Here is a 13471-nt window from a genome sequence, read left to right as displayed (position 1 = left end):
CTTTCAATCACTGCCTTGTGTAAACACCATTTGTCCCGGTTTGGACTTTTGTTCCTTCCGCTTCCTTTCCTTCGTATCCGAAGATACCTTGCCGAACAGCATCCATGATCCCGGCACCCACCTAGTAATCGCCGCTACTACCAGCCATGAACCGGCCATCGCGACGAAAAAACCGCCCAAATACCACAGATGGACAATTTTCCCTCCGGTCGCCGTCGGAGGATACTGCCGATAATAAAAGAGAAATAGCGGATGAACCAAGTATATGCCAAATGATAGCTCGCCTAAACGGTGGAAAAAGCGAACGATCCACTTCGGAAAGTTTCGGTAGGCAAAATGTGCAATTTGCAGCGTCATCAGCGCAACAGGATACGTATGCATATTCCACGCAAACTCAAACATTAGCGCATTATACCTCGCACCGTTCATGCGGGTGTCATACCAGATGTATATATCCAGAGCCGCTGCGCACAAGCCAAAGATCCAGAGCACGCTCCAGCCGATTATGCGCCTTCTCGTAGCATTTTCCCGGCAAATGATGAACCATTCTTTTACCTTCGGATAGTAGATGCCAAGGAATGCTCCCAGCATAAAGTTCGACATATAGAAGAAGGAATAGCTCGCTTTATTGTCAATATCCAAATAATATTTGTTCAACAGGATATAGCCCCACTGTACAATAAACCCAATAATCAGTCCCCATTTTGTCCACGAAGGCTTGCGTTTGAAAATCATCAGCAGCAATGGGAACAATACGTAAAATTGTACGTTAATAAAAATAAAATATAAGTGCGTGTAAGCCTGTCCGTGCAGCAGCTTGTCAAAAAACGAATCGATGGTATCAGCGAATGCGCGATTCTCATAATAGGTATAGTGCATTATTGTAAAATATATCACTGAAAATACAATATATGGAACTAATATGAACTTTAACCTGCGTGAGTAGAAGTTTTTCAGCAGTTTGCCATTGATCGGCCGGTTGAAATATCCGTAAAACAGCACAAAAGCGCTCAAAAACAAAAAGGTGGGCGTCCCCATCCGCAAAAAGATATTGAAGAAGTTATATGCCCAGTAAATCCCCGAAGTTTTCATTTTAATCGTTGCAAAAGAGGTCGCATGGACAGTAACAACACCAATGATCGCCATCGCCCTGATGAGCTGCACCTGCGGCAGCTTTTCTCTTTCTTGCAATTGCAGTTGCTCATTTTCTTGCATTTTGTTCGCATCCCTCCCTCTCTGATATAAACACAGAAAGGTATTTTTGTTTCAAACGACACACTTCTTAATTTTTGCTTAAACATGAATGATGTGCAACATTTCCGCGGTTATTCTCGTTCGATTATATCATAATAATCTATTAATAACGCAAAAGTATTAAGTTTTCTTTAGAATTACATAATAATTTGTTAAGGAGAACCATCGCCATTCGTTCAGTTTTCTCCTTTATAATTATGTGTAGTGAATAACAAGGAGGAAAATAGAATGGCAACGAAAGGCAAGATTGCGATCATAGCGGCAACGCTATGCGCGGTCGCGGTCGTATGTGCGGGGGGAGCCATAGCCTGGCTATGGCAGAAAAAGGACTTGGTCAAAACTGACGGAATGGTGAAGCCGGAGCAGGTTGCAGTATTGTCGGTCACTGGACTTAAAGATCAGTATGATGTAATTGTAGTCGGTACAGACCCTGAAGGGGTTGCCGCTGCTATATCCGCTTCGCGAAACGGAGCGAAAACACTGTTGATCGAACCCCGCCAAGACCGCGAAGTGCTTGGCGGCCTGATGACTGTAGGCTGGCTGAACAGTATCGACATGAACTGGGATAAGACAGTCCAAGATCACGGCAAAGGCAAAGGGGTCTATTTAAATAAAGGTATCTTTTCAGAATGGTATGAGCAAATTGAAAGCCACTCTTTCGACGTGACAACGGCGGCCAACGCTTTCTATAAGCTGGTGAAGGCCGAGCCTAATCTCGATCTGCAATTGTCCGTAAAGGCAATCGAGCCAATTACTTCTAGCGGCAATCAAAGAATAGCGGTCAAAGGCATCAAAGTTACGATGCCGGATGGCAAAACGCAGGACATATTCGCGCCAACCGTAATTGATGCGACGCAAGACGCGGATATCGCCGCGGCGGCGGGCGCCGAGTTTACCATTGGCCGAGAAGATATGGGTGACGAGAAAGCTAGAATGGCCGTTACAGCGGTCTTTCGTCTGCGCAATGTCGACGATCACGTATGGAAGCAGATCGCGCAACGGGTTGATACAGCTGAAAATGGGGCTGTTAGCGGAATTAACAATTGGACGGCGTGGGGCTACGCTAAAGAAATGAAGGACTACAAACCTGTAGATCCAGAGCGCACCCGCATGAGGGGCCTCAACATCGGCCGTCAAAAGGGCGGCACTGCACTCATTAATGCGCTGCAAATCTTCGGTGTCGACGGGTTGGATGAGGCTTCTCGCCAAGAGGGGCTGGCTATCGCCCACCGCGAAGTGCCGCATGTCATCGAGTATTTGAAGCAATACCCCGAATTCGCCAACGTTGAATTGGACGCCATCGCGCCAGAGCTGTATGTGCGCGAAACGCGGCATCTGATCGGGCTCTACCGCCTTAACATTGTAGATCTGCTCGAAAACCGCGACCAGTGGGATCGCATCGCCTTTGGTTCCTATTCGGCGGATATTCAAAGTACATCGCCTGAACATTTCGGCAATGTGGTCGTTCAGCCGAAAAAATATGCCGTTCCTTTCCGTTCCATCGTTCCCAAAGGCGTTGACGGCCTGCTCGTCGTCGGACGTTCAGCCAGCTTCGACACGTTGCCTCATGGCAGCGCGCGCGTTATTCCGGTCGGAATGGCTACCGGCCAAGCAGCCGGAGCGGCAGCGGTATTGGCAGCTGAACAAAACATGACTTTTCAGCAATTGTCGGAATCAAAGGAATGGATTGAAAAACTGCACAGCCGGTTAAATGAGCAAGGAATGGAGCTGAAGCCTTATCAGTTGGATCCAGAGCCTTACATGAAACACAAAACCTATCCGGGCCTGAAAGTTGCCGTATCCTTGGGGATTGCCAACGGAGGCTATCATAACTCGACTTTCACACCTGACGGCGAGTCCAACGCGCTGCGGATGGTCAACATGATGAAGTTTGCTGGCAAAAAGTTTCCCGCGCAATTGCCGGGCAATTCGTACGATGCGGTGGCCGGAATCTCCAGCCCCGAAAAGGTGCCGCTCAGCCTGGAGCAAGCTGCGTTGACAATCGCTTGTTCGTTAGGCTTGAGCACGGATTTGGACAATGCTGTCGATCTGCTTGTTAACCGGAAGGTGTTGAACGCTGATACTTTTGCAATGATTGCGGATCGCAAGCAGTTGAAAGAAGGAGAAATGTATCTGCTGCTCAAAGATGTAGTGGACAGCATTTCTGAAGGGAATCAATCATAGTGTTGGATTGGAGCGCGGTGAGCCCGCGCTCCTTTTTCGTTGTATGCTGTCTGAATTGACTGGCGGCAAATTTCAACATTTTATACGCCTTTTCAGTTCGCCGTTGGCGGGGGAGGAGAAGGCTGGGGTAGAGGCGCTATTGTTGTATTGGCGGACTAAATGGATTTTCTACAGTTCATTTTTTGTTTTGTTCGTTAGTTAGCCGGACTAGATGGAAAACCTACAGTTAGAATGGGAGTTAGAGATGGATAGACGCGATTTGGCTCAAACTAGCTGGATGATTTCCAGTTAGACTGCAAAAATTGTCTGTTCTGGCGTATCTACCTACATAAAATCCAGTTAGTTTTGGGGTAAGGAAGTCGGGATCAGCTTTTAAGGTTGAGCGCTATGTATTACTTTTTTTGGATAATCAACAGACATGCACACAATACAACATTCCAATCAGGATTCGGCTGAGTTTTACAGCAATCATCGCCGTTTAAGCCCGCTGGAGGAGCAGATTGTTGTCTTTCGTACAATCGAGGGCGAACTAGAAATCCACCATCAAAAAAAGGCCTCCTCCCCGCCTTATCTAGCGAGAATTGAGGTCCTTTCCTTTTTGCCTGTTCTTATCACTTATCTGATTCCGATTGCTGCGCCAACGCCATCCGGCTTTACCTCTGCTTTACCTCTGACTGCTCCTTTTGCTTCCTATCCTTCGTATCCGAAGATACCTTGCCGAACAGCACCCATGACCCTGGCAGCCATCTTGTAACCGCGGCGACAACCAGCCACGAACAAATCATCGCAAAGAAAAATCCGCCCACATACCAGAGATGCACCGTCTTTGCTCCGGTTGCTTTCGGCAAATACCGGTGGTAAATAAAGAGAAAGATCTCGTGGATCAAATAAATGCCGAACGACAGCTCACCCAAGCGATGGAAAAAGCGCACCAGCTTCTTTGGAAATTTCCTGTAAGCAAAATGTGCAATCTGCAGCCCCATGAGCGCTACCGGATAAGTATGCAAATTCCATGCCAGCTCATAAGTCAGTGGATGAAACGGAGTAGCATGCACACGGGCCTGATACCAGACATAAACATCAAAGCCCGCCGCGCACAAACCGAAGAGCCATAACACGCTCCAGCCGATTACGCGCCTCACCGTAGCATTCTCCCGGCAAATAATGAACCAGTTCTTCACCTTCGGATAATAGATGCCGAGGAATGCCCCCAGCATAAAGTTCGACATGTAAAAGAACGAGTAGCTGCCTTTATTGGGAATATGGAAGTAATACTTGTTCAGCACGATATATGCCCATTGTATAATAAACCCGGCAACCAGCCCCCACTTTGTCCATGAAGGCTTGCGCTTGAATAACATCAACAGCAAAGGAAACAACAGATAGAACTGCACATTAATAAAAATAAAATATAAATGCGAGTAGGCTTGTCCGTGCAGCAGTTTATCAAAAAATGAAGAGAGTGTATCGCCAAGCGGGCGATTTTTATAAAAAACAACATGTAGCATGGCAAAATAGATAACCGAAAATACAATATACGGCACTAATATGAACTTCAATCTGCGCGTATAAAAGTTTTTCAGCAATTTGCCATCCAGCGGCCGGTTAAAATAGCTGTAAAACAGCACAAAAGCGCTCAAAAACAAAAAGGTTGGCGTACCCATCCGAAAAAAGATATTGAAGAAGTTATAGGCCCAGTAAATCCCCGATTCTTTCATGTCAATCGTGGCGCTTGCGGTTGAATGGACAGTGACCACACCAATGATCGCGATCGCCCTGACAAGCTGCACATGCGGCAGCCTTTCTCTCTTTTGCAGTTGAAGTTGCTCTTTTTCCTGCATCTACTTGCGAACCTCCCTTTCTGACTGCTATATAGTCTACAAAAAGGTTCTTATCATTTCCTAGCCGCAATTCTTAACATTTGCTTAAATATGGTTGGCGAGTTTCATTGTGTTCGCCTATGTTTCAGATTCTACATTGCAGACTTATGGACGTCAATTCGTTTCGTTTTGATTATTCTTGGTTTATCGAACGATTAACATTCCAAATCGGAGGCGATCGCGATGGAAAAAAACATTCCCAAACTTACAGAGCAAGACCTGCAGTCCTACAACGAAAAAGGCTACTGGATCAGCCCCAAACTGCTGGACGACGAGCAAATCGAAAGATTGCGCAAGGCGCACGACCGCATCTGGTCCGGCGACTATGACGGAGACGGCTTCGACTATTACGGCGGCTGGTCGATGCCGGCCGATCCGCTGAAAATCCGCAAGCTGGATAACGCCTGGTGGATTAACGATGAAGTGCGAAATGTCGTAACCGATCCGATCATCGGTGAAATGGCCGCTTACCTGATGCAAACCGAAGAAGTCCGCCTATGGCATGATCAGCTCATTTACAAGCCCGGTGCAAGCGGCGCGGGAACAAAAGCAGGGAATGTCGGCTGGCACCAGGACTATGGTTATTGGCAGGCATCCAGCACCACCAATATGGTTACAGTCTGGATTGCCCTGCAAGATACCGACTTGACGAACGGCGGCATGATGAGCATCAACGGCTCGCACAAATGGGGGCTTATCCCTGACAGCGATACGTTCTTTGATCAGGATATGGAAAAGCTGAAGCAAAGATACACGTCCGACGGCCGCGAATGGGTCGAGGAGCCTTGCATTCTGAAGGCCGGCCACGCCAGCTTCCATCATTCGCTTACTTTCCACGGCTCCGGACCGAACATGACCGATCAGCCGCGCCTGTCGGTTGTTGCGCACTTAATGCCGCACGATACCTTCTACAGACCAGGCGTGCAGTACCATGGCAATATCAAACTGCTCGGACCGCGGCCGTACGCCGGACAGCGCTTTGATAATGAATATTTTCCGGTGCTGTATTCCGCAAGAAATAAGAGTTAGTCATGACAGCAAAAAACAGGTTGCCCTGCCCGCAAACCGGCAGTGCTCCCTGTTTTTCATTTTTTATAGGCCAGCTCGCGCAGCTTTGCCGAAGCTTCCCGCCTTAAGGCGCCTTACCGGACTGCCGCCGCCACTGTGTCGGCGTTCTGCCCTTGATGCGCCGAAAAACTGTCGCAAAATGCTGGCTCGTCGTAAAGCCGAGATCCATCGCCAAGCTGGTGATGCTCTCATCCGTATAAAGCAGCCTGCGGCTCGCCTCTTCAATTCGCAGATGTTCAATATACGCTTTGGGCGTCAAGCCGGTCATTTCCTGAAATAAACGATAAAAATGCGTCGTCCCCAGTCCCGCTTCCTCAGCCAGCTCCGGGATAGATAGACTACTTCCCAAACGAACGGGCAGTTGGGCAATGATCTCGGCTACCCGCGGCATCGTCGCATTCGCTTTATCCGGCTGATCGCTGCAACGGACCAGCATCAACAGAAATTCGAGCAGTGCCATCGTCCCTTCCAGCCGATCCAGCTCTCCCTGCCGCTGTGCCGCAGCTTGTATTCTGCGGAACAACGGATTCGCTCCGGGACCAAGCGAAACGACCCGCGGCAAATTGCGCAAACCCTCCAAAATGGATTGCTCTTCGTCGCGCGCCAGCCGCAACCATCTGGATTGCTTATCGGCGGCCGGTACCTGCCGCTCTTCGTCCGGAGGAACCCGCACAATAATCCACCAAAAGCGGCACGGCTCGATAATATCATAATTCCCTTTATGCACCTCGTCCGGAAATGCCGTAAAAACTTCGCCGCTCTTCGTCTCGAAGGTACGATCGTCAACCTCCCAGACCGTTCGCCCTTTCTCCATATAGACAAATTCGAAGCAGCCCGCGTGATGATGCTCCGTTAGCAACAATGCCTCACGCAAATCGTCATAACCAAAGGTTACAACCTCCGGGATGAAGGACTCGTCCTCAAATACCCAGCGCGCCGTCTGTTCCACTCTATTCACCACATTTCAAATTCTACGCTGCATTTCCTGGGGCTGTCCTTCAGCCGAGCGCTCAGCGAGGCGGGTGCCTTACCATGGACGTCACTGGCTTCCTGCCGCAGGCACCTGGACGCTCTTGCCGCTGGCGATCGATTCATCGATGGCGAAGGCCACCTCCATAGAGCGCAGCGCATCGGAAAAGTCGCAGCGCGTCTTTACATCATTCCGGATCGCCTGTATGAAGTCGGCAATTTCCTCGGCGAACGGATGATGCGAAACATCCCCGCTATCCGGCAAAATTGTCGGTATCGTCGCATATTCTGTCTGCCCCGGCAGCTTATGGCTAAAAAACTGGTTATTCATGATTGCGCCCTTTTCGCCAAGCAAATGCACATTGAACTTGTACGGCGTTTTGCACTCCAGCGAGGAGGACACTTTACCGATCCCGCCGTTGCTCAGCTTGAAGATGGCAATCGCATTCGGATCGAATTCGTAATCGCTATCCGCCCAGGTCCGGCAGCTGTACGCCGTCACCTCTGTAATCTCGCCGGCAAAATAACGGACTGCATCGACAGCATGGCAGCCGGCGGACAGCATGCTGCTTCCCCCCAGCGCCTTCGTCTTACTCCAGACATACTGTCGGTATTGGGGGCCAACAAAATGCCAATAGTCGATTTGCGCCATAAAGATACGGCCCAGCGCATCATCATCGATCAACGCTTTGGTGTTAGCGAAGGATGGATTCCAGCGCAGCACAAAACCCGCAACCGTTTTCACCGAACTGCTTTCAATCGCATCGCCCATCGCCCGCAAATCATCGCGGTTCATGGCCAGCGGCTTCTCCAGTACGAGATGCTTGTCATGCTGCGCAGCCAGTATCGTCTGTTCCCGCCGCTGCCCAGGCGTTGAACAGAGGACAATCACATCGACATTGGCATCCTGCACCGCATCCTCATAGCGCTCAAATACCCGCGCATCGATGCCAAGCTCTGCCAGCCGCGCCCCGGCGCGCTCTTTATTGGCGCTGACAATTCCGTATACCTCGGCATCCTGACGTTGATCAATCGCTTTCAAATACTCTCCCGCTACCCAGCCAGTACCTGCAACAACAAACCGCAAGATTGACATTGCTACCCCTCCATCTCACTTTAAAGTAAGCGACTTAGGCGCATATCGTGCTCTCCGGCAGTTATTCCTTCCTCTTCGCAAACGCCATCAGACGCAATTCTTCACTCTTACTCTATTCGGATTTTATTCGCTAATTCCTGCGCCAAGAGAAGTAAAAACCACCGCGTAGGCTATCAGCCCAGAATGCGGTGGTTGTTTGCTTGTTACACTTAAATTCTCAGCCTTAAATTTCAACCCATTGATCCTGCTCAGCGAGCGCGCGGCGGCCCGCTTCGATGAGCGCCATAATCTCCAGCGTCTCCGCCTGCGGCACAGGCGGCTTGCCGGATTCAAAAAAGTCGAGCATGGCCCTGATCAAGCCCGGAAAAAAGTTGGAGCAGCCGAGCGCTGCGCCTTGGCCGTCTTTCATCTGCAGCAGCACCTGGAAGGGCGCAGCTTCGAGCTGCTGCATAGTCGCCTGTCTGCCGTCGCCGTAATCGATAACGAACAGCCGCCCGTTTGCAGTCGACAAGCTCTTCATCCGCTTCGCTCCCGGCCCCATCAGCGCCACGATCATCTCCAGCTGATGAACGGCATAATTGCCGAACTGTCCCGGTCCGGTTACTGCCGTGAATTCCAATACATCCGAGGCGGCGAATTGCAGCAGCTCTTCCGAAAAGCGCAGGGCAGAGCTGGAGAACAGCGGCGTTCCATGCTCGGCAGCCAGCGCAAACATCCGCTCTCCTGACGCCAAATCCGGCGAGAAGGTTTTGTCGATGTAGACCGGCTTGCCCGATTTTAAGGCCAGCTCGGCGAGCCGCTCATGATGCTCCGGATTGTCAGGAGAAAGCACGATCAGCGCATCAGACAGCGCGACGATTTCCTCCAGCGACTCAATCATTTGTACGTTATGCTCTGCGCACCAAGCCGCCGTATCCATACCGCCCTCTTTGACTGTTTCCGCCCAGGCGTAGGCCACGTCCCATTTCTTGCCGCCCGCAGCGGCAGCCTCGCGGATCCACGCCGGATAATTGTTGGCATGCCATTCATCAATATAGTAATCAATGAAGCCGATCTTGCTCATAGCTGCACCTCGCGGCCCTCAGCGGCAGACCGGTACAGCGCATCCATCACTTCAGAAGTAATGAGCGCATTGTCGATATGGGCGCGATTTTTTGTCATCGTGCTAATCGATTCCAGGAAGCTGTCGATTTCCTCATAGAACATATCCTGCTTGGCAAAGGATGGCGATGTTTCATACAGCGTACCGTCTTTGCCGGAATAAATCTTGAAATCGCCGCCGTACTGCAATTTGATACCTGCTTTGTCGCCTAAAAATTCGACAAACATCGCAGACTCGCCGATATTTTGCGCCCAAGCCCCATTCAAGCTGATCGTCGGCCCTTCTGTGCGCACAAGGCCTGTAACGAAATCCTCGACATCGTTGGTGCCTTCGTAATTTGGCGGGCCTGCCCACATATCGACATAGGCGTAATCCTTCATATTTTTAGCCATTTCATTATAGATTGCACCGGAAACGGTACGTACTTTCGGCTGGCCGGTAGCATAGAAGATCAGATCCAGGAAGTGTACACCCCAGTCGATAAGCACCCCGCCGCCCGAAAGTGCTTTTGTCGTAAATTGTCCGCCAAGTCCCGGAATGGAGCGATGGGCACGGAACGAGCAATAAATGTGATAAACATTGCCCAGCTCGCCGGCGTCGATCAGTTCCTTAATTTTGTTTACGGCCGTATTGAAACGATTGACGACGCCAATATTGAGCATGCGTCCGGTGCGCTCGGCCGCGGCTTGCATTTCGCGCACTTCCTCAATATTGATCGCTGCCGGCTTCTCGCACAGCACATGCTTGCCTGCATTCAGACATGCGATCGCAATCTCGGCATGGGTGCCGTTCGGCGTACAGATCGAAACCGCCTCTACCTCAGGATCGTCCAGAATGGTCTTATAGTCCGCCGCTGTATGCGGTACGTTATATTTTTCTGCCAGCTTAACAGCCTGCTCTTGTCTAATATCGACCAAATATTTAATCTCAGCCCGTTCATTGCGGGCATAAGCTGGAATATGCTGTGACGTAGCAATGGTTCCGCAGCCAATCACGGCAATTTTCGTTTTTTTCATAGAATCGGCGCCTCCTCAAAATATGATGACGGATTCATCATAGCAAGTTGCCCGATCCTTTACTTTAACTTTTTTTGTGCTGCCATTGTTCATTTTTTGCTGCTATGCAGCAGCGCTTGATATTCGGAAGGAGAAATGCCGAATTTATTGCGAAAGGCTTTGCTGAACGTATGAATCGATTGGTAGTGCAGCCTGTCCGCCATTTGGGTAATTGTCATCCCGCCAAGCTTCAGCCACTCAACCGCTTGCTCGAACCGTTTACTGTCGAAATATTCCTTAATCGTCATCCCGACTTCCTTCTTGAATATATGAGAGAGATAGGAGTAGCTGTAATGGAGTTCCTCGGCCACCTTGCCCAGCTCTGTAATCCGCAGCAGATTGGCATCAATATATTGTATGACTTCATATACAATCTTCTTCTGCTCGTCCACTTGCACATAACTGGCCGCTTTGATCGTCCGATTCTGCTGCTCGGCAAAATTCCGGTAGGCCAGTACAATAATTTGATGCAGATACATGCTGATCATTAGCGCCGAATATTCCTTCAAATTGTGAAGCTCATCCAATATGCGAATGAACGGTACATCGATACCGAACCGATCTGCCAGCACCGGGCGCTCTACCCGATCGAACAGTTCCTTTATGGCAGCCATCGAGTAGCCCTCTCGAGCCTCGGCATCAAAGTTGAAGCCGACATAAAAATAACGGAAGGGCTCTAGCGGATCGGCTTCGCCGTCATGGATTTCCTCCGGCACATTCAAAATAATATCCCGCTCCTGGACGTGATAGACCTCGCCATTCACCGAAAATGAGCCTTTGCCCGATACAATGTAGCTAATCTCATAGCAGTACTGTTTATGAGGACCGATAGCAAAGCCTGCGGCACAGCTCACATCCCCGATCTGATAAAGCAGCACCGACTCGTGCAATTGCGGATTGTGAAAGTAAGAATTGTCGAATTGAAACTTGATTCGGTCTCGCTCAGAACGAGAACGGCTTCTCCGTCTGTCCGCCATCTGCTTGTCCTCCATCAGCTACAGGATACTTCAAGTGTACTGATACCGTCCGCGATTAGCAACGTAAAAAGTCGTCTCGCCAGCAGCTGACAACTGCCGGGAGACGACTTCTTCAAAGCTTAAGCAGCGAATTTCCTGCAAAGAAGCGGCGGATCTCCTCCTGCTGCTGTGCCGTCAGCTGCGGGAGCGGCTGTCTGGCGGTTGGATGCGCCAAGCTGCCTTGCAGATGAGCGACATATTTCTCATAAGCGATGACATCATAGCGGACCAAATCGGCAATAATTTCATTCGCCTGCTCCTGCAGCTTCGGCAGCTTTTCCCACTGCCCGCTTGAAGCGCAGCGGAACATTTCTACGAACAGCCCTGGCATCATATTAAAGGTGCTGCCTATCGCGCCGTCTGCGCCCATTAGCGCACCTGCCGCATACACCTCATCATGCCCGTTGAAAATCAGGAAGTCTTTGCCGCAGCGAGCTCGTATTTGCTGCATCTCAAACAGATTAAGCGATGTAAACTTGACGCCGATACACTGCTCTTCCTTAGCCATTTCCTCATAGAAATCCATGGACAAGCTGACGCCCGTCGCTCCCGGAAAATGATAAATCAGCATCGGCAGCTTTGTTGCTGTCATGATCGTCAGGTAATGGTCGCGGATCTCCTTCATCCCTGCCTTATAATAGAAGGGAACGACTGCCGACAGCATATCCGCACCTGCCTCCTCGGCATGGCGCGCCAGCTTGATCGTCTCGCGTGTACCAATGCTGCCGACATGGGCAATAATTTTGCCTTTTCCGTCATTGGCCCGGATAACCGTCTCCAATATTCGCATCCGCTCTTCCCTATCCAGCATGAATGCTTCTCCGGTACTGCCGCCTACATAAAAACCATGCACGCCCTGCGACAGCAGACGTTCCACATGACGCTGCAGCGAACGTTCATCGATCGATCCATCCTCCAGCATCGGCGTCAACAGCGCCGGATAAATACCTTTATAATCCTCGTGAGCCAAAAATCGTTCCCTCCGCTTCAATGCTTATATTTATGCTAGCCTTTTACACTGCCTGCCGTCATTCCTTCGATCAAAAACCGCTGGATCACCGCGAAAATGACGATAATCGGCAAAATGACGATCACGCCGCTGGCCAGGATGCCGCCCCAGTTGGTCTGCCCCATACTTTCCATGACCTCCGCGATCCCAACCTGAACGGTCTTGGCTGACAAAGAATTGGTGAGAATCAGCGAATACTGGTAGTCGTTCCACCCAAGTATAAATGCGTATAAGCTGATCGCGACCAAGCCTGGCAGCGCTAGTGGAATAATGACGCGATACAGCGTCGTAAACTTGGAAGCTCCGTCAATGACGGCTGCCTCCTCCAGCTCCAGCGGGATCGTTTTGAAAAAGCCGCTCATAATCCAGGCGGCCACCGGGACGGTCATCGTGCCGTAAATCATGACCAGAATCGTTTTCGTATTGAGCAGGGAAGCTGCCGCCGCAAATTTATACCACGGAATCATAATAAGCGGTCCCTGAATCATTTGCGCCAGTACAAGAAGAACGAACACTAGACGGATGCCCGGCACCTGATACCGTGCCAGTGCATAACCGCTCATACAAGCGATAATGCCTGTCAGGACAGCGGTTATGCCGCAGACGAGCAGCGAGTTGAAGAGGAGCTGCCCCAGCTCGATGCCTTGCGGACTGAACGCCCACTGATAGTGGCTAAACGTTATCTTCGATGGCCACCAGACCGGGACGGAAGCGAAAATCTGCTCCACCGGCTTGATTGTTGTACTGAGCAGCCAAAGAAAAGGAAGAAGTGTAAACAGCATAACAAGCAGCAGGCTGCTGTATTTCCAAAGGCGATGCGCCATCGGTTGCATCATGG

At 50.3% G+C, this 13471-nt stretch carries 11 protein-coding genes; 2 read left to right on the top strand and 9 right to left on the bottom strand.

Going from position 1 to position 13471, the window contains the following annotated elements; genetic code table 11:
* Positions 1-3: 3 nt before the first annotated feature.
* Positions 4-1215, bottom strand: coding sequence for an acyltransferase (locus ACFQ0N_RS13370; RefSeq protein WP_379326784.1), 1212 nt, complete (start codon positions 1213-1215; stop codon positions 4-6).
* Positions 1216-1482: 267 nt separating this feature from the next.
* Here ACFQ0N_RS13370 and ACFQ0N_RS13365 point away from each other — a divergent pair, with 267 nt between their 5' ends.
* Positions 1483-3438, top strand: a complete 1956-nt coding sequence (locus ACFQ0N_RS13365; RefSeq protein ID WP_379326782.1) for an FAD-dependent oxidoreductase — start codon at positions 1483-1485, stop codon at positions 3436-3438.
* 653 nt (positions 3439-4091) lie between these two features.
* Here ACFQ0N_RS13365 and ACFQ0N_RS13360 read toward each other — a convergent pair.
* Entirely contained in the window at positions 4092-5279 is a 1188-nt protein-coding gene (locus ACFQ0N_RS13360; protein WP_379326780.1) for an acyltransferase, read from the bottom strand.
* A 222-nt stretch (positions 5280-5501) separates the two neighbouring features.
* Between ACFQ0N_RS13360 and ACFQ0N_RS13355 the strand changes: the two genes are divergently transcribed.
* Positions 5502-6347, top strand: coding sequence for a phytanoyl-CoA dioxygenase family protein (locus ACFQ0N_RS13355; RefSeq protein WP_379326778.1), 846 nt, complete (start codon positions 5502-5504; stop codon positions 6345-6347).
* Positions 6348-6450: 103 nt separating this feature from the next.
* Here ACFQ0N_RS13355 and ACFQ0N_RS13350 read toward each other — a convergent pair whose 3' ends face one another.
* The 7 genes from ACFQ0N_RS13350 to ACFQ0N_RS13320 form a co-directional block, all read right to left on the bottom strand.
* A complete protein-coding gene (locus ACFQ0N_RS13350; protein ID WP_379326776.1) occupies positions 6451-7335 on the bottom strand; it encodes a helix-turn-helix domain-containing protein in 885 nt (294 codons plus the stop codon).
* Between the two features lie 90 nt (positions 7336-7425).
* Positions 7426-8451, bottom strand: a complete 1026-nt coding sequence (locus ACFQ0N_RS13345; protein ID WP_379326774.1) for a Gfo/Idh/MocA family protein — start codon at positions 8449-8451, stop codon at positions 7426-7428.
* A gap of 223 nt (positions 8452-8674) precedes the next feature.
* A complete protein-coding gene (locus tag ACFQ0N_RS13340) occupies positions 8675-9514 on the bottom strand; it encodes a Gfo/Idh/MocA family protein (protein ID WP_379326772.1) in 840 nt (279 codons plus the stop codon).
* Positions 9511-10569: a Gfo/Idh/MocA family protein gene (locus tag ACFQ0N_RS13335; RefSeq protein ID WP_379326770.1), complete on the bottom strand. Its 1059-nt coding sequence runs from the start codon at positions 10567-10569 to the stop codon at positions 9511-9513. Before ACFQ0N_RS13335 ends, ACFQ0N_RS13340 begins: the two co-directional genes overlap by 4 nt.
* Before the next feature lie 89 nt (positions 10570-10658).
* Positions 10659-11585: an AraC family transcriptional regulator gene (locus ACFQ0N_RS13330; protein WP_379326768.1), complete on the bottom strand. Its 927-nt coding sequence runs from the start codon at positions 11583-11585 to the stop codon at positions 10659-10661.
* A 112-nt stretch (positions 11586-11697) separates the two neighbouring features.
* Positions 11698-12594, bottom strand: a complete 897-nt coding sequence (locus tag ACFQ0N_RS13325) for a dihydrodipicolinate synthase family protein (RefSeq protein ID WP_379326766.1) — start codon at positions 12592-12594, stop codon at positions 11698-11700.
* 35 nt (positions 12595-12629) lie between these two features.
* A complete protein-coding gene (locus ACFQ0N_RS13320; RefSeq protein ID WP_379326764.1) occupies positions 12630-13469 on the bottom strand; it encodes a carbohydrate ABC transporter permease in 840 nt (279 codons plus the stop codon).
* Between the last annotated feature and the right edge of the window lie 2 nt (positions 13470-13471).

It is taken from the genome of Paenibacillus sp. GCM10027626, from assembly GCF_042676285.1.
Classification (GTDB): Bacteria; Bacillota; Bacilli; order Paenibacillales; family Paenibacillaceae; genus Paenibacillus_Z.
The sequence above is the reverse complement of the archived record's forward strand: the minus strand, read 5'-3'. Positions and strand labels throughout refer to the sequence as shown.

Excerpts from the sequence above, each read along its gene's own strand:
- ACFQ0N_RS13345 (WP_379326774.1), bottom strand. The coding sequence starts at position 8,451 with ATGTCAATCTTGCGGTTTGTTGTTGCAGGTACTGGCTGGGTAGCGGGA.
- ACFQ0N_RS13370 (WP_379326784.1), bottom strand. The coding sequence starts at position 1,215 with ATGCAAGAAAATGAGCAACTGCAATTGCAAGAAAGAGAAAAGCTGCCG.
- ACFQ0N_RS13340 (WP_379326772.1), bottom strand. The coding sequence starts at position 9,514 with ATGAGCAAGATCGGCTTCATTGATTACTATATTGATGAATGGCATGCC.
- ACFQ0N_RS13320 (WP_379326764.1), bottom strand. The coding sequence starts at position 13,469 with ATGATGCAACCGATGGCGCATCGCCTTTGGAAATACAGCAGCCTGCTG.
- ACFQ0N_RS13355 (WP_379326778.1), top strand. The coding sequence starts at position 5,502 with ATGGAAAAAAACATTCCCAAACTTACAGAGCAAGACCTGCAGTCCTAC.
- ACFQ0N_RS13365 (WP_379326782.1), top strand. The coding sequence starts at position 1,483 with ATGGCAACGAAAGGCAAGATTGCGATCATAGCGGCAACGCTATGCGCG.
- ACFQ0N_RS13360 (WP_379326780.1), bottom strand. The coding sequence starts at position 5,279 with ATGCAGGAAAAAGAGCAACTTCAACTGCAAAAGAGAGAAAGGCTGCCG.
- ACFQ0N_RS13330 (WP_379326768.1), bottom strand. The coding sequence starts at position 11,585 with ATGGCGGACAGACGGAGAAGCCGTTCTCGTTCTGAGCGAGACCGAATC.
- ACFQ0N_RS13335 (WP_379326770.1), bottom strand. The coding sequence starts at position 10,569 with ATGAAAAAAACGAAAATTGCCGTGATTGGCTGCGGAACCATTGCTACG.